The organism is Caballeronia sp. S22 (genome assembly GCF_964261745.1).
GTDB classification, from domain to species: domain Bacteria; phylum Pseudomonadota; class Gammaproteobacteria; order Burkholderiales; family Burkholderiaceae; genus Caballeronia; species Caballeronia jiangsuensis.
Genome location: NZ_OZ180036.1, coordinates 471,104 through 486,853 on the forward strand (window position 1 = coordinate 471,104; position 15,750 = coordinate 486,853).

General features: G+C 63.7%; 16 protein-coding genes. 10 read left to right on the forward strand and 6 right to left on the reverse strand.

Going from position 1 to position 15,750, the window contains the following annotated elements; translation table 11 throughout:
- The first annotated feature begins 21 nt into the window (after positions 1-21).
- The 4 genes from ACEN42_RS17255 to ACEN42_RS17270 all read left to right on the forward strand — a co-directional run bounded on the left by ACEN42_RS17255 (position 22) and on the right by ACEN42_RS17270 (position 3,928).
- Positions 22-1,170, forward strand: a complete 1,149-nt coding sequence (locus ACEN42_RS17255) for a carbohydrate ABC transporter permease (protein ID WP_371881950.1) — start codon at positions 22-24, stop codon at positions 1,168-1,170.
- Positions 1,170-2,207 carry a carbohydrate ABC transporter permease gene (locus tag ACEN42_RS17260; protein ID WP_371881951.1) on the forward strand — a complete coding sequence of 346 codons (1,038 nt, stop codon included), beginning with the start codon at positions 1,170-1,172 and terminating at the stop codon, positions 2,205-2,207. Before ACEN42_RS17255 ends, ACEN42_RS17260 begins: the two co-directional genes overlap by 1 nt.
- Positions 2,204-3,331 (forward strand): ABC transporter ATP-binding protein, encoded by a 1,128-nt coding sequence (locus ACEN42_RS17265; RefSeq protein ID WP_374191191.1) that lies wholly within the window; start codon positions 2,204-2,206, stop codon positions 3,329-3,331. Before ACEN42_RS17260 ends, ACEN42_RS17265 begins: the two co-directional genes overlap by 4 nt.
- An 87-nt stretch (positions 3,332-3,418) precedes the next feature.
- Positions 3,419-3,928 (forward strand): hypothetical protein, encoded by a 510-nt coding sequence (locus ACEN42_RS17270; RefSeq protein ID WP_035506030.1) that lies wholly within the window; start codon positions 3,419-3,421, stop codon positions 3,926-3,928.
- Here ACEN42_RS17270 and ACEN42_RS17275 read toward each other — a convergent pair.
- Positions 3,906-4,076: a hypothetical protein gene (locus ACEN42_RS17275; RefSeq protein ID WP_371881953.1), complete on the reverse strand. Its 171-nt coding sequence runs from the start codon at positions 4,074-4,076 to the stop codon at positions 3,906-3,908. The genes ACEN42_RS17270 and ACEN42_RS17275 overlap by 23 nt on opposite strands.
- 581 nt (positions 4,077-4,657) lie before the next feature.
- On the opposite strand from ACEN42_RS17275, the gene ACEN42_RS17280 reads away from it, so the two are divergent.
- The 3 genes from ACEN42_RS17280 (at position 4,658) to ACEN42_RS17290 (ending at position 7,231) form a co-directional block, all read left to right on the forward strand.
- Positions 4,658-5,422 (forward strand): ParA family protein, encoded by a 765-nt coding sequence (locus ACEN42_RS17280; protein WP_187608054.1) that lies wholly within the window; start codon positions 4,658-4,660, stop codon positions 5,420-5,422.
- A gap of 31 nt (positions 5,423-5,453) precedes the next feature.
- Positions 5,454-6,137 (forward strand): isoprenylcysteine carboxylmethyltransferase family protein, encoded by a 684-nt coding sequence (locus ACEN42_RS17285; protein ID WP_371881954.1) that lies wholly within the window; start codon positions 5,454-5,456, stop codon positions 6,135-6,137.
- Positions 6,138-6,328: 191 nt separating this feature from the next.
- Positions 6,329-7,231 carry a LysR family transcriptional regulator gene (locus ACEN42_RS17290; protein WP_238295213.1) on the forward strand — a complete coding sequence of 301 codons (903 nt, stop codon included), beginning with the start codon at positions 6,329-6,331 and terminating at the stop codon, positions 7,229-7,231.
- 9 nt (positions 7,232-7,240) lie between these two features.
- Here the strand turns inward: ACEN42_RS17290 and ACEN42_RS17295 are convergent, their stop codons facing one another.
- The 3 genes from ACEN42_RS17295 to ACEN42_RS17305 form a co-directional block, all read right to left on the reverse strand.
- The gene (locus tag ACEN42_RS17295; RefSeq protein ID WP_187607916.1) at positions 7,241-7,405 is read right to left on the reverse strand and encodes an FmdB family zinc ribbon protein; all 165 of its coding nucleotides are present in this window, start codon (positions 7,403-7,405) and stop codon (positions 7,241-7,243) included.
- Positions 7,406-7,486: 81 nt separating this feature from the next.
- On the reverse strand, positions 7,487-8,299 hold the full coding sequence (locus tag ACEN42_RS17300; protein ID WP_187607915.1) for a mechanosensitive ion channel family protein: 813 nt from the start codon (positions 8,297-8,299) through the stop codon (positions 7,487-7,489).
- A gap of 159 nt (positions 8,300-8,458) precedes the next feature.
- Entirely contained in the window at positions 8,459-8,989 is a 531-nt protein-coding gene (locus tag ACEN42_RS17305) for an Lrp/AsnC family transcriptional regulator (protein WP_371881955.1), read from the reverse strand.
- Positions 8,990-9,127: 138 nt separating this feature from the next.
- Between ACEN42_RS17305 and mdeB the strand changes: the two genes are divergently transcribed.
- Complete coding sequence (mdeB, locus tag ACEN42_RS17310; RefSeq protein WP_371881956.1) at positions 9,128-11,839, forward strand: alpha-ketoglutarate dehydrogenase; 2,712 nt, start codon at positions 9,128-9,130, stop codon at positions 11,837-11,839.
- Here the strand turns inward: mdeB and ACEN42_RS17315 are convergent.
- Positions 11,836-12,486 carry a phosphoribosyltransferase gene (locus tag ACEN42_RS17315; protein ID WP_238213368.1) on the reverse strand — a complete coding sequence of 217 codons (651 nt, stop codon included), beginning with the start codon at positions 12,484-12,486 and terminating at the stop codon, positions 11,836-11,838. The genes mdeB and ACEN42_RS17315 overlap by 4 nt on opposite strands.
- Positions 12,483-13,289 carry a crotonase/enoyl-CoA hydratase family protein gene (locus ACEN42_RS17320; RefSeq protein ID WP_371881957.1) on the reverse strand — a complete coding sequence of 269 codons (807 nt, stop codon included), beginning with the start codon at positions 13,287-13,289 and terminating at the stop codon, positions 12,483-12,485. Before ACEN42_RS17320 ends, ACEN42_RS17315 begins: the two co-directional genes overlap by 4 nt.
- A gap of 292 nt (positions 13,290-13,581) precedes the next feature.
- Here ACEN42_RS17320 and ACEN42_RS17325 point away from each other — a divergent pair, with 292 nt between their 5' ends.
- Both ACEN42_RS17325 and nadE read left to right on the forward strand, forming a co-directional pair.
- A complete protein-coding gene (locus tag ACEN42_RS17325) occupies positions 13,582-14,784 on the forward strand; it encodes an ammonium transporter (protein WP_371881958.1) in 1,203 nt (400 codons plus the stop codon).
- 59 nt (positions 14,785-14,843) lie between these two features.
- Positions 14,844-15,701 carry an ammonia-dependent NAD(+) synthetase gene (gene nadE / locus ACEN42_RS17330; RefSeq protein WP_371881959.1) on the forward strand — a complete coding sequence of 286 codons (858 nt, stop codon included), beginning with the start codon at positions 14,844-14,846 and terminating at the stop codon, positions 15,699-15,701.
- The last annotated feature ends 49 nt before the right edge of the window (positions 15,702-15,750 follow it).

Sequence of the window (15,750 nt, forward strand, 5' to 3'; positions counted from 1 at the left end):
CCGCGTCGCAATGGAGATTCGATGAATACGCCGTCCCACGCATCGTCCGTGGTCGCGAACGAGCGAGGCTCGCGCGCGCGCGTCGCCAACTGGCTCGACCGGCAGGCGCCCTTCGTATTCGTGTTGCCTACGGTGCTGCTGATTCTCGCGTTCTCGATCTTTCCGCTCGTGGCGTCGGCCTATCTTTCGCTCACGCGTTTCGAACTCGGGGAGGGCGGCTATCAACTGACCTTCACGGGCCTGCGCAACTACGTGCGGCTCTTTTCCGGCAGCCAGCAATATCACTTCACCGGCGTGTTTCGCGCGCCGGGAATCGTCAGCATTGCGACTATCGTGGTCGCCGTGCTCGCGGTGATCTACTGGTTCTATCGCTATCTAAGGAGCGACGGGCGCTCGATCATGGGCACGCTCGGCCGATCGATCAGCGCGGCCGCGTTTCTCGCGCTCGTGTGGCTCGCGGCGAACACGCTCGGCGGCGGCGGCGCGCTCGGCAGCCTGATGGTGACGATCTTCTATGTCGTGCTCGGCGTCGCGCTGCAATTTCTCGTCGGCCTCGGGCTTGCCTATCTGTGCACGCTGCCGCTCAGGGGCGGGCGCTTCTTCCGGCTCCTCTTCTTCCTGCCGCTGATGGTGACGCCCGTCGGCATCGCTTATATGTTCCGCATGATGGCCGATACGTCCATCGGGCCGCTCGCGCCGGTATGGTCGTGGTTCGGCCTCGGCCAGATTTCGTGGGCGGCGGACCCGTGGCTTGCGCGGCTCGTCGTCGTGATCGGCGATACATGGCAATGGGTGCCCTTCATGTTCCTCGTGATGCTCGCCGCGCTCGAAGGCACCTCGCGCGAGCAGATCGAAGCGGCGCAACTCGATGGCGCATCGGCGTGGCGCGTGTTCCGCGATGTCACGTGGCCGTCCATCGCGCCGGTTGCGGCGAGCGCGGTACTGATCCGGCTGATCGAGGCGTTCAAGATCGTCGACTTGCCGAACGTGCTGACGAATGGCGGCCCCGGCATCGCGACCGAATCGATGACGCTGCACGCGTTCATCGAATGGCGCGCGCTGAATCTCGGCGGCGCTTCGGCGGTGGCGTACATGCTGTTCTTCGTCTCGACGATCGCATGCGTGTCGTTCTTCCAGTTCGTCGTGCGGCGCGCGCGGGGAGATCAGTGATGAACGCGTTCAACCGCTGGTTCGTGCCCGCGCGTCTGGATGAGCTGCCCATCGGCGGCAAGGCGATCGCGTATCTGTTGCTCGGGTTCTGGTCGCTCGTCGTGCTGTTTCCGCTTTACTGGATGGCGATAACGTCGTTCAAGCTGCCGGTGGATGTATCGACGGGACCGCTCTACATTCCCTTCGTCGACTTCGAGCCGCATCTCGACGCGTGGCATTACATCTTCGTCGATCTCGGGCCGGACACGTATCGGCCTTATATGAACTCGCTGATCGTCGCGACATGCGGCACGGCGGCTTCGGTCTTTCTCGGCTCGATGGCCGCGTATGCACTCGCGCGCATCGAGTATCGGCCGCCGGTTGCGGCGGTGGGTTTCGGCATCGTGCTGATCGCGCTGCTGATCGCGGCGGTCGCGTGGGGACATGTCGATCTGCGCATCGCGCTCGCCGTCGCGCTCGCGCTGTTCCTCTTGCTGTTGCGCCCGATCGTGCGGCGCGCGCGCAGGCATCTGAGCAACGACGACATTCTTTTCTGGGTCGTATCGCAGCGCATATTGCCGCCCGTCGTCACGGTGATCCCGATCTATCTCACCTTCAGGGACGTCGGTTTGCTCGACACGCATCTCGCGCTCATCATCACCTATGCGACGGCGAACCTGCCGATCGTCGTGTGGCTGATGTTCGATTTCTTCGATGGCGTCCCGCGCGAGATCGAAGAGAGCGCGCAGATAGACGGCGCGACGCGCTTCTCGATACTCTTCGGCATCGTGCTGCCGCTCGTCGCGCCGGGTCTCGTCGCAACGGGTCTGCTCGTGCTGATCCTCTCGTGGAACGAGTACCTTTTCGCGCTCTTTCTGACGACAGCGAACGCGCAGACGATGCCCTTGCTCGTCGCCGCGCAGAACGCGACGCGCGGACCGCAATGGTGGAACATGTCGGTGCTGATACTCATCATGATCCTGCCGGTGATGCTGCTGACGCTCACGCTGCAGCGCTTCATCGTGCGGGGCATTCTCGTGGGAGCCGTGAAAGGATGACGGTCATGGATAGCGAGGCGGTGAAGGTCGACGACGCCCGCCTGACGAAGATCGCGGCGGCGCGCCAGTCGAAGAGCGTGTCGTTGAGAAACGTCGGCAAGACGTTCGGCGATACGCGCGTGCTGAGCGATTTGTCGCTCGACGTGCAGGCGGGCGAATTTCTCGTGCTGCTCGGCGAATCGGGTTGCGGCAAGACGACGGCGCTGCGCATCGTCGCGGGACTCGAATCGGCGACGGAAGGCGCGGTGTTCGTCGGCGATACCGATGTCACGCATCAGTTGCCGCGCGATCGCGATGTGGCGATGGTGTTCCAGTCGTATGCGCTCTATCCGCACAAGACCGTGTTCGAGAACATCGCGTATCCGCTCATCGTGCGAAAGCGCCCGAAGGCCGAGATCGAAGCCGCCGTGCGCGAAGTGGCCGCGAGCGTGCAACTGGAGCCGTTGCTGTCGCGCTTTCCGCGACAGTTGTCCGGTGGACAGCGTCAGCGTGTGGCGCTCGCGCGCGCGATCGTGCGCCGGCCTGCGGCGTTCCTGATGGACGAGCCGCTTTCCAATCTCGATGCCAAGCTGCGCGGCCACATGCGCGCCGAGTTGAAGCACATGCAGCACGAACTCGGCATCACGACGATTTATGTGACGCACGACCAGATCGAAGCGATGACGCTCGCGCATCGCGTGGCCGTCCTCGACAAGGGCGCGCTGCAGCAACTCGATACGCCCGCGCGCATCTATTCGGACCCGGCGAATCTGTTCGTCGCGGGCTTCATCGGTTCGCCGCCGATGAATTTTCTGCGCGGCACGCTCGCGCAAGGACGCTTCGATGCGCCCGGCATCTCGCTCGACACCTCGGCTCGTCACGAGGGCCGGGCCGTGCTCGGCGTGCGTCCTGAGGAATGTTCGCTCGTGGCGCAAGGTGATGGCGAATTGCAGGGGCGCATCTATTCGGTCGAACTGATCGGCGATCATTCGCTCGTCACGATGAACGTCGGTGAGCAGCAGGTGGTCGTGAAGGTGCCGAATACTTTTGCGGGCGAGATCGGCGGGGGCGCAGGGGTGCGCGTGAATCGCGAGCGCATCTATTTCTTCGATGAGAGCGGCGCGCGCATTCGCTCGACCGTTTGAAAAACGTAAGCCTTCAGGCGTGCCGCGAAGCGTTCCCGTGCGTGTGGTCTATATTGGATTTATAACGATCCGATATGGAGGTGCGACATGAGGCGCATCTATTTTCTGCTCCCGAACGTGGCGAGCGCAAAGGGGATCATCGACGAACTGCTGCTGAAGCGAATCGAATGGCGGCATATGCATGTGCTCGCGCGGCCTCATGAACCGCTGGAGGATTTGCCGCAGGCGACACTCGTTCAACGCAGCGATCTCTTGCCCGCACTGGCGCGGGGAACGGCTGCCGGCGGCGTGACGGGCGTGCTCGCGGGGCTCGTGGCGATGGCGTTTCCACCCGCGGGTTTGACGATAGCCGGCGGCGCGGTTGTCTGCATGACGCTCGCGAGCATGGGGTTCGGCGCGTGGGCCGCGACGATGATCGGAGTGGGTATTCCGAATACGCGATTGCGGCGCTTCGAGCACGCGATCGAAGAAGGCGAGTTGCTGATGATGGTCGATGTGCCGAAGGATCGGGTCGAGGAGATCGAAGCGCTGGTGAAGAGTCATCATCCGGAGGCCGATGTCGAGGGGGCCGATCCTACGATTCCGGCTTTTCCTTGATGGTTTTGTTTTTTGCCGGATCCCGGTTTGTTGTTGGTCTATTAGCGTTGCCCCTGTGCGGGGCGGCAGTCACTTTCTTTGCTGCTGCAAAGAAAGTAACCAAAGAAAGCAGCTTCTCACCGCCCGCGGTCACACGCACGTTGGCCATGCTTGCCAGCCGCCGGTGGCACTCGCCTAAGTGTCGCCCTCGAAGGCCCAATCGGGCTTGGCTCGCGCACGGTCTGTCGCGTCGCATCGCGTGCGTTATTGGTTCAGCACCAAATGGCTCCGGCCCGCTACGCGGCCGATGGGTCAATCGGGTTTGCGTGCGCTTCTTCTTCGATGGTTTCCCTCGCATACCCAGCGGGAGCGCGAAGCGCTGTGCCGAAGCTATTTCGTGCTGAACCAGCGCGCTTAAACGTCTCGGGCGACAGACCGTGCGCGATCCAAGCCCGGTAAGTCCCTCGAGGGCGACACTTAGGCGAGTGCCACGGGCGGCTGGCAAGCGTGGCCAACGTGCGTGTGACCGCGGGCCTAAGCGAGCTGCTTTCTTTGGTTACTTTCTTTGCAGCAGCAAAGAAAGTGACTGCCGCCCCGCACAGGGGCAACACAAATAGGCCGACACGAATCCGGGATCCGGCAAAAAAACAAAAACCAATGCGCTAAGATCACACCTCGGGAGCCGAATCGCGACCCACCCAGAACGCCTTAAAAAAACCGAGCGTTCATAAACCGAGGATGAATAACCCGATGCGCCGTGTGGTCTTCAATCAAAAGGGTGGCGTAGGCAAGTCCACCATCGTCTGCAATCTCGCCGCGATCAGCGCCTCGCGCGGCCTGCGCACCCTGGTGATCGACCTCGATCCGCAAGGCAACGCGAGCCAGTACCTGCTCGGCGCCGAATCCCGCGACGCCCAGCCGAATCTCGCGAGCTTCTTCGAATCCGCATTGAGTTATAGCTTTCGCGAACCGGCGTTCGAATCTTTCATTCATTCGACGCCTTTCGAGAATCTCGACATCGTACCGTCGCATCCGACTCTCGAAGCGCTGCAAAGCAAGCTCGAATCGCGATACAAGATCTACAAGCTGCGCGACGCGCTAAAGGGTATGCAGCAATACGACGCCGTATATATCGACACGCCCCCCGCGCTGAACTTCTTCACGCGCTCGGCGCTCATCGCGGTCGAGCGCTGCCTGATCCCGTTCGATTGCGACGACTTCTCGCGTCGCGCGCTCTATTCCGTGCTCGATAACGTGCAGGAAATCCGCCACGATCACAATCCGGACCTGAGCGTCGAAGGGATCGTCATCAATCAGTTTCAGCCGCGCGCGAGCCTGCCGCAGCAACTCGTCGACGAACTGCGCAAGGAAGATCTGCCCGTGCTCAATTCGCATCTGTCGCTCTCCGTGAAAATTCGCGAGAGCCATCAGCACGCTCGCCCGATGATCTACCTCGAACCTCGTCACAAGCTCGCGCAGGAATATGTCGCGCTGCACGAGGAACTGAACGGCTGAGGCGCACGGAACGCCAACGCGCCATCACGCCATGCCGCTCGCATCGAAAGTTGCGATTGCAGTCATCGTCGAAGCAGCGGTGTTCGTCGCGCTGCTGTTCGGCGCGGCGGGTACGCTCGAATGGGGCGCGGGCTGGGCGTGGATGTTCCTGATGTTCGCCGGTGGCGGCGTCGTCACCGTGCTCATCGCGCAGCGCGATCCGGCATTGCTCGCCGAACGCATGCGCTCGCCGATGCAGCCCGATCAGCCGCTATGGGACAAGCTCTTTCTCGTCGCGATGGGCGTGCTGTGGTGCGCATGGCTCGTGCTGATGGGCCTCGACGCCGTGCGCTTTCGCTGGTCCGTCATGCCGCTCTGGCTCGCATCGGTCGGCGCGGCGCTCGTCGCCATGTCGTTCTGGCTCGTCGCGCGCGTGTTTCTCGCGAACACGTTTCTCGCGCCCGTCGTGAAGATTCAAAAGGAGCGCGGGCATCGCGTCATATCGAGCGGGCCGTATGCAATCGTGCGTCATCCGCTTTATGCGGCCGCCTGCATCATGATTCCGGCGAGCGCGCTCGTGCTCGGCTCGTGGTGGGGCCTCGTGTTCTCCGTGCTGCTGCTCGCGGGGATCGTCTGGCGCACGGTGATGGAAGAGCGCGAACTCGTCGCGCATCTCGAAGGCTATGCCCAATATGCGCAACGCGTGCGCTATCGGCTCGTGCCCTTCGTCTGGTAAGCGCGCGCGATACGAAATTGCGGGAATAAATCGGCGTCGTGAACGTTCATGCAGGAGACAGGCGCATTCCGTCGCGCCTCATTTCCCGCCAGATCATGAACAATATGACGACCGTTCCATCGCAGGCTCCGCACGGGTCTCTTGCCGGGAATTCCCCCGGGGCGTCTCCCTCGACAGAAAGTCTCTCCGGCATGGTCGCGTTCGTGCGCGCGGCGGAGTCGGGCAGTTTCGTGGCGGCGGGGCGCGCGCTCGGGCTGTCGGCGTCGGCGGTGGGCAAGAGCGTGATGCGCCTCGAAGCGAAGCTCGGCGTGCAACTGCTCAATCGCACGACGCGCAGGATCGGTCTCACGCACGAAGGCGCGCGCTTCTTCGCGCGCTGCAAGCGCATGCTCGCCGATCTCGAAGAAGCGGAGAGCGAGCTGTTCCATTCGACCTCTTCGCCGCGCGGACGGTTACGGATCGCCGCGCCGTCGCTCGGCAGCCGGCTTTTGATGCCGCTCGTGCCGGAATTCAGGCGGCGTTTTCCGGATATCGAACTGGACATCGATTTCAGCGACCGCGTGGTCGATATCACGCAGGAAGGTTATGACGCCGTGATCCGCACGGGCCGCCTCGCCGATTCGCAATTGCTTGCGCGGCCGCTCGCGCAGTACGGGCCGGTGGTGGTCGGCTCACCCGCCTATTTCGCGGGACACGGCGAGCCGATGACGCCCACCGATCTCGAAGGCCACGCGTGCATCCGCTTCCGCTCTCCGGCGAGCGGCCGGCCCGAACCCTGGCGCTTCGCACGCGACGATCACACCTTCGCCATCGATCCGCACGCGACGCTCACGTTCAACGACATGGAAGCGGTGCTTGCCGCCTGCATCTCCGGCCTGGGCCTCGCGTGCGTGCCGGATTTCGTCGCGAAGAGCGCGCTGGAAGGCGGTCTGTTGCGCGCGGTGCTCGGCGCGCATATGCGCACCGAAGGCGTGTTCCAGATTCTGTGGCCGCCGAGCCGTCACGAAGCGCCGCGTCTGCGCGCGTTCATCGATCACGTCGCGCAGCGTCTGGGCGGCCTGCCGTCACACGAGGTGCGGTTCCGCGCGGCGTAAAGGTAAAGATCAGCTTTTCTTCGTGGTCTTCGCGACGAACGGCGCGGGCGCGTGCGCGATTTTCTCGCTGCCGCACTTCGGACATTTGAGCTGCACCGTTGCATGCTCGGCCATATGCTCCGCGTGCTCGAAGTTCTCGCCGCAATCCTGACAACGGTACTGATAAGTCGGCATGGCATCCTCCGCGCGCGCGCGGTGATCCGGCGCGAGCGGCGCCGGTTCCACCCATTCTAGTTCAGCAATGGCGCATGAAAATCAGTTCAGGACGCGGCGCACGAGCGGCGTTTCCGGCGTCGGATAGCCGGCTTGCTTGAATGTCTCGATGATCGCGCGATTGGTATCGAAATAGACCTGCCAGTAGTCGTTGGTATTGGTATAGGGCCGCACGCACAACAGCGGGCCTTCGGGCGTGAAGGACAGCACTTCCACATCCGGCGGCGGCGTGGTCGCGACATTCGGGATCTTCGCGACGGCTTCCTTCAGCCGCGCGATGGCATCGAGCGGATCGACGCCATTGGCGATCTTCGCCGTCAGTTCGACACGCCGATGCGGCAGCAAGCTGAAATTCCAGATGATGTCGGAAAAGATCTTGTTGTTTCCGATGATCGCGGCGACGTTGTCCGGCGTCGTGATCGTCGTGCCGAAGAGGCCGAGTTCGGTGACGGTGCCGGTCACGCCGCCCGCGGTCACGAAATCGCCCACTTTGAACGGCCGCAGCACCTGCATGAATATGCCCGCGGCGAAGTGCGCGAGCAGCCCGCCCCACGCGGTGCCGATGGCGAGACCGAGACCCGCGAGCAGCGCCGCGAAAGACGTGGTCTGAACGCCAAAGATCTGCAGAATCGCGAGGACGAGCAGCAGATTGAGAATGACGCCGACGATCGAGCCGAGATAATGCGCGAGTGTCGGATCCACACGGCCGTTACGCGAGAGCAGCTTGCGCATCGTGCCCGTGACGAGGTTGATGAGCCAGCGGCCGATGATCCAGAGCGCAATCGCGCCGGCGACCATGATCGCGAAATCGACGCCGCGCGTCATGATGAAAACACGTACGGTATCGAGGTTCATGTCGTTCTCGCGTGCGTGAAGCTTTGTCAGAGGAACACGTCAAGCCGGGAAAACATGCCGCATGGGCCACACGAGTTATAGGCGACGCACCGCGTCATCGCAAGAATTACAGGAGCAGTTAAGTTCGACCGGAAGCATTGCCCGCGGGTCGCGCGAGCGTCATGTCCATTCTGCTTCGTCTGCGTTCTGATCGGGCAGGGTTAGTCCGGATGCGGGCAAAGGCAGCGCGGTCTTGTAGCGCACCTGTTTGAGCGCGAAGCTCGAACGAATGTTGGAGACGCCCGGCATTTTCGTGAGCCGCTCCAGGATGAAGCGCTCCAGCGCGGCGACATCGGGCAGTACGACGCGCAACAGGTAATCCGCATCGCCTGTCATCAGATAACACTCCATCACTTCGGGACGCTCGCTGATCGCCTGCTCGAAGCGCGCGAGCGCGTCCTTGATCTGCTTTTCCAGACTGACCTGGATAAAGACGTTGATGGAAAGGCCCAGCGCCTCAGGGTTGAGCAGCGTGACGTGCTGCTTGAAGAGCCCCGCTTTTTCCAGTGCGCGCACACGATTGAAGCAGGGCGTCGGCGAGAGGTTCACCGCGCGCGCAAGCTCCGAATTTGTGATGCGCGCGTTTTGCTGAAGCTGATTCAATATGCCGATGTCGGTGCGGTCGAGGCGCTTCTTGGTATTTGCCGTCATAGTCGAAACATTCCGGTTTCTGGCGTTTTCGAAGAATAAACACACTACCGCAAACCGCGGCGCCAGCCAAATGAGACGCACATTCTGCGCATCAATGGATATGCTTGGATCATCCTTCAGCCACAGCGGAGTCGCGCCATGACCGACTTATCGAGCGGAACCAACCAGCTTCTTTCCATCGCCAAGGGACGCGAGGACACCGATCCCGGCGAAACCGCCGAATGGCTGGAGGCGCTCGATGCCGTCGTCGCGCATGTCGGACGGGACCGCGCGCAATATATCTTCGACAGGCTCGCGGAGCACGCGTTGTCGGTGGGCGTCGAATCGGCGCGGGCGCGAGCGACACCCTACGCGAACACGATTCCCGTGTCGCAGCAGCCGCCTTATCCCGGCAATCTCGACATCGAGGAAAGGCTCGCCGCCGTGCTGCGCTGGAACGCGCTCGCGATGGTCGTGCGTGCGAACCGCGCGTACGGCGAACTGGGCGGCCATATCGCGAGCTATGCGTCGGCGGCGGATCTGTTCGAAGTCGGCTTCAATCACTTCTTCAAAGCCGCCGATGCAAACAATGGCGGCGACCTCGTCTACTTCCAGCCGCATTCGTCGCCGGGCGTGTATGCGCGCGCGTATCTCGAAGGCTTTCTCGGCGAAGAACATCTGAAGCACTATCGGCGCGAGATCGCCGGACCGGGTTTGTGCTCGTATCCGCATCCGTGGCTCATGCCCGACTTCTGGCAATTCCCGACGGGCTCGATGGGCATCGGTCCGATCAACTCGATTTATCAAGCGCGCTTCATGCGCTATTTGCAGAACCGCAATCTGCAGCGCACGGAAGGGCGCAAGGTGTGGGGCTTCTTCGGCGACGGCGAAATGGACGAGCCCGAATCGATCGGCGCGTTGTCGCTCGCGGCGCGCGAACAGCTCGATAACCTCGTGTTCGTCATCAATTGCAATCTGCAGCGGCTCGACGGTCCCGTGCGCAGCAACGGACGCATCGTCGATGAACTCGAAGCGCAGTTCACCGGCGCGGGCTGGAACGTGATCAAGGTGCTGTGGGGATCGGACTGGGATGCGCTGTTCGCGCGCGATCGCACGAACGCGTTGCTGCGCGCCTTCGCGCATACCGTCGATGGCCAATTCCAGACCTTCTCGGCCAACGACGGCCGCTATAACCGTGAGCGCTTCTTCGGCCAGAATCCGGAACTCGCGGCGCTCGTCGCGCATATGTCGGATGAAGATATCGACCGCTTGCGCCGTGGCGGCCACGATGTGCGCAAGCTGCATGCTGCCTACGCGAAAGCGCTTTCGCACAAGGGCCAGCCGACCGTGATTCTCGCCAAGACGATGAAAGGCTTCGGCATGGGCACGGTCGGACAGGGCCGCATGACGACGCATCAGCAGAAGAAGCTCGATCTCGACGATCTCAAGCAGTTCCGCGATCGCTTCCGCCTGCCGCTTTCCGATGAAGACGTCGAGCAGGTCAGGTTCTACAAACCCGCGGATAACGCGCCCGAGATGCGCTATCTGCATGAGCGTCGTGCGGCTTTGGGCGGCTATCTGCCGCGCCGTCGCGCGAAGGCGTCGCAAGGCATCACGCCGCCCGCGCTCGATTCGTGGGGGCAATTCGCCCTCGACGCATCCGGCAAGGAGATGTCGACGACGATGGCCTTCGTGCGCATGCTCGGCAGCCTGCTGAAGGACAAGACGCTCGGCCCGCGCGTCGTGCCCGTGGTCGCGGACGAGGCGCGCACGTTCGGCATGGCGAACCTCTTCAGGCAGATAGGCATCTATTCGCCGCTCGGCCAGTTGTACGAGCCGGAGGACATGGGCTCGATGCTCTATTACCGCGAGGACACGCGCGGGCAGATTCTCGAAGAGGGCATCTCGGAGGCGGGCGCGGTGTCGTCGTGGATCGCGGCGGCGACATCGTACAGCGTGCACGATCTGCCGATGCTGCCGTTCTACATCTACTACTCGATGTTCGGCTTTCAGCGCATCGGCGATCTGATTTTCGCGGCGGCGGACCAGCGTTCGCGCGGCTTTCTCATCGGCGCGACGGCGGGGCGCACGACGCTCGGCGGCGAAGGCTTGCAGCATCAGGACGGCACGAGCCATCTCGCCGCATCGACGATTCCGAACTGCCGCGCCTACGATCCCGCGTTCGCGTACGAAGTCGCCGCGATCGTCGATGAAGGCATGAAGGACATGATGGAGCGCCAGAACGACGTGTTCTACTACGTCACGGTGACCAACGAGAATTATGCGCAGCCGTCCGCGCCCGGCAATTCGCTCGATGCGCACACGCGCGAAGGCATTCTGCGCGGCATCTATCGCATCGGCGGCGATGCGCCCGACGCCCAGGTGCAGTTGCTCGGCTCCGGCGCGATTCTCAACGAAGCCATCGTCGCGCGCACGATGCTCATGGAAGACTGGAACATCGGCGCCGCCGTGTGGAGCGTGACGAGCTTCACGGAATTGCATCGCGATGGCGCGTCATGCGAGCGTCTCGCGCGCCTGCATGACGACGATGCGAACGTGCCGTTCGTCACGCGTGCGCTCGAAGGCTCGCGCGGTCCCGTGATCGCCGCGACCGATTACGTGCGCGCGGTGCCGGAACTCATTCGCGCGTATGTGCCGAGCCGCTACGTCACGCTCGGCACCGATGGCTTCGGCCGCAGCGATACGCGTCAATCGTTGCGTGCGTTCTTCGAAGTGGATCGCGTGTCGATCGTGATTGCCGCGTTGAAATCGCTCGTGGACGAAGGTGTTATCGAGAAAACGATGTTGCAGGCCGCCCGCGAGAAATACGGCAAGACGCACGAAGCGCACGACGCGCCCTGGATGCGCTAGGCGGCCTTGCGCGCCGCGTCGAGCAGTTCGCGCACTTCGTCGTCGCTTGTCTGATCGAAGTCGATATAGAACTGCCCGACGCCGAAGTAATGGCGCGGGCGCATCACGCAGACGAATTCGTCGACGACTTCTTCCACGCGCGCTTCGGAATCGAGCGGCGCGACCGGCAGCGCCGCGACGATCTTCGACGGATGCGCGTGACGCAGCGACATCGCCGCGGCCTTCATGGTCGCGCCGGTCGCCATGCCGTCATCGACGACGATCGCGACGCGGCCCTCGACATCGAGCGGCGGCAGCGAGCCGCGATACAGCTTCTCGCGGCGGGCGAGTTCGGCGCGCTCCTTCGCGATCACGCGTTCGAGATCGTCCTTCGCGACGCCCGCGTACTGCACGATGCGCTCGTCGAGATAGAACGCATCGCCGGATGCGATCGCGCCCATCGCGAGCTCGGGCTGAACCGGCACGCCCAGCTTGCGCACGACGAGCACGTCGAGCCGCGCGCCGAGTGCGCACGCCACTTCATACGCGACGGGCACGCCGCCGCGCGGCAGCGCGAGCACGGTGACATCGTTGCGGCCCGCATAAGCGCTGAGATGCTGCGCGAGCTCGCGGCCCGCCGCTCTGCGATTCTCGAACACTGAGTTCATGTCGCCTGTCCTTTCGGGCTCGACGCGCGCGAAAGAAAACGCGTCGCACCGTCGAGACCTTCATCGAATATCGAGCGATATCCGTTCGCGCCTTCACGCTGCAATGCCCGGGCGATGTCGGCGTCGAACGCGTTCTCGTGCACCGAGCGCAGGTCGGCGCGCAACGCGGCTTGCGGCAGCGCGGCCAGTTCGCACGCGAGCGCTTCCGCCACGCTGCGCGCTTCGCCTTGCGGCGCGATGCGATTCGCGAGGCCGATGGCGAGCGCCTCGTGCGCATCGACCGCGCGCCCGGTGAGGATCAGATCCAGCGCGCGCGACATGCCGATGAGCCGCGGCAGGCGTATCGTGCCGCCGTCGATGAGCGGGACGCCCACGCGCCTGCAGAACACGCCGAGCACCGCGTGTTCCTCGACGACGCGCATATCGCACCACGCCGCGAGTTCGAGCCCGCCCGCGACCGCATGTCCCGCGATCGCCGCGATCACGGGCTTGTTCAGCGCGAGGCGCGTCGGTCCCATCGGGCCGGGGCCGCTGCCGTCGGGATGGATCTCGTTGCGGCGCGTGTCGTCGTCGAGCGCGGAGAGGTCCGCGCCCGCGCAGAACGTGCCGCCCGCGCCCCACAGCACGGCGACCGACAACGCGTCGTCGGCGTCGAAGCGCTCGAACGCTTCGCGCAGCGCATCAGCGATCTCGCGATCCACCGCGTTGCGCCGTTGCGCGCGATCGAGCACGACCGTGACGACACGCGGATCGAGCGCGTGCGGTTCCATGCGCACGTGCTCGCCCAGATATTCGACGGACATCGACGCCTCCTTTTGCGCGATGCAGACTTCAGGATACTCGCCGCGCGACGCGTCGGTGCGCCGCGTCGAATACTTGCAAAAGTGAAATTTTTGGCCCGCGTCCGGTGCATGTCATGCGACACGACGGGGCATTGCACCAACATCGAGCGAAACGATACGAACCTTCGCGGCGCACGTTGCACCATGCGTTACCGCGCCGATTCACGCCCGCGCACCGTTTCGATGCTTTCTGCGCCAACTTGGCCCGGAACTTGCAAAATTAGCGCCTCCTTCAGACCCGACCGCTCGACACATGCAGGCACTTCAATCCGGAACCAACACTCTTTTCCTGCTGCTGGGCGCCGCGATGGTGCTCGCGATGCATGCGGGCTTCGCCTTTCTCGAACTCGGCACGGTGCGCCGCGAGAATCAGGTGAACGCGCTCGTGAAGATTCTCGTGGACTTCGCGGTATCGACGCTCGCGTACTTCTTCATCGGCTACAACATCGCGTATGGCGTGCAGTTCATGCACAGCGCCGATATCCTCGCCGAGCACAACGGCTATGCGCTCGTGCGCTTCTTCTTTCTGCTGACCTTCGCGGCGGCGATTCCGGCGATCGTGTCGGGCGGCATCGCCGAGCGCTCGAAGTTCAATCCGCAACTGTTCGCGACCTGCGTGATCGTCGGCTTCATCTATCCGTTGCTCGAAGGCGTGGCGTGGAACGAGCGCTTCGGCATTCAGGGCTGGCTGACGCAGGCATTCGGCGCGCCGTTCCACGACTTCGCGGGCTCCGTCGTCGTCCATGCGTTCGGCGGCTGGGTCGCGCTGCCGGCGGTGCTGCTGCTCGGGCCGCGCCACGGGCGTTATCACAAGGATGGACGTATCGCCGCGCATCCGCCGTCGAGCATTCCGTTTCTCGCGCTGGGCGCGTGGGTGCTGGCGGTCGGCTGGTTCGGCTTCAACGTGATGAGCGCGCAGACGGTCGACAAGATCAGCGGCCTCGTCGCGGTGAACTCGCTGATGGCGATGGTCGGCGGCACGCTCGCCGCGTGGGTCGCCGGACGCAACGATCCGGGCTTCACCTACAACGGGCCGCTCGCGGGTCTCGTCGCGGTGTGCGCGGGCTCGGACCTCATGCATCCGCTCGGCGCGCTGATCGTCGGCGCGGTCGCGGGCGTGCTGTTCGTGCAGATGTTCACGTGTGTGCAAAACCGCTGGCGTATCGACGACGTGCTCGGCGTGTGGCCGCTGCACGGCATGTGCGGCGCGTGGGGCGGCATCGCTGCGGGCATCTTCGGGCAGAGGGTGTTCGGCGGCATCGGCGGCGTGTCGATGTGGTCGCAGGTCATCGGCACGGTCGGCGCGGTGGCCCTCGCGCTCGCGGGCGGCGCGGCGGTCTATGGCGCGATCAAGTTGACGGTCGGCTTGCGGCTCGATCGCGAGGAGGAATTCAACGGCGCCGATCTCGCGATCCATCGCATTTCGGCCACGCCGGACCGGGAAATGGCGGGCTGACGCCACAGACTCGCGCTTTGCTGTAGCGTTACGAGTTCATCAGCCCAAGCGAGCACACGATGCCGAACGATCACGCCTCACGCCAGCGCGGCATCATCGAGGAACTGAAGGTCGCGCCGGTCTTCGATCTCGACGCCGAACGCGAACGCCGCATCGCGTTTCTGGCCGACTATCTCGAAGCGCAGAAACTCAGCACCTATGTGCTCGGCATCAGCGGCGGCGTGGATTCGTCGACGGCGGGTCGTCTCGCACAACTCGCCGTCGAGCGCCTGCGGGCGCGTCATGTCGATGCGCGCTTCATCGCGATGCGTCTTCCCTACGGCGAGCAGCGCGACGAAGCCGATGCGCAACGCGCGCTCGCATTCATCCAACCCGACGAAACGCTCACCGTCAACGTGAAGCCTGCCGCCGACGCGATGCGCGAATCGCTCGCGTCATCGGGCCTGCTGTATCGCGACGAGCGGCACGAGGACTTCGTGCTCGGCAACATCAAGGCGCGCCAGCGGATGATCGCGCAATACGCGGTGGCCGCCGCGCACGCGGGCGTCGTGATCGGCACGGACCACGCGGCCGAATCGCTGATGGGCTTCTTCACCAAGTTCGGCGATGGCGGCGCGGACGTGCTGCCGCTCTACGGCCTGAACAAGCGCCGCGTGCGCGCGCTCGCTGAAGCGCTCGGCGCGGGCAACGAGATATACGCAAAGGTGCCGACCGCCGACCTCGAAACCCTCACGCCGATGAAGCCCGATGAAGACAGCTACGGCATAAGCTACGAGGACATCGACGATTTCCTCGAAGGCAAGCCGGTTTCCGATATGGTCTACGCGACCATTTACCGCTTCCATGACGCGACGCATCACAAGCGCGCGTTGCCGATCACACCCGATGACGACTGGCGCATGCAGGCGCTTTGCTGAACGGCAAATTTCATAGTTGATGTCGCTTTCCGGCGCACGCCGGGTACGA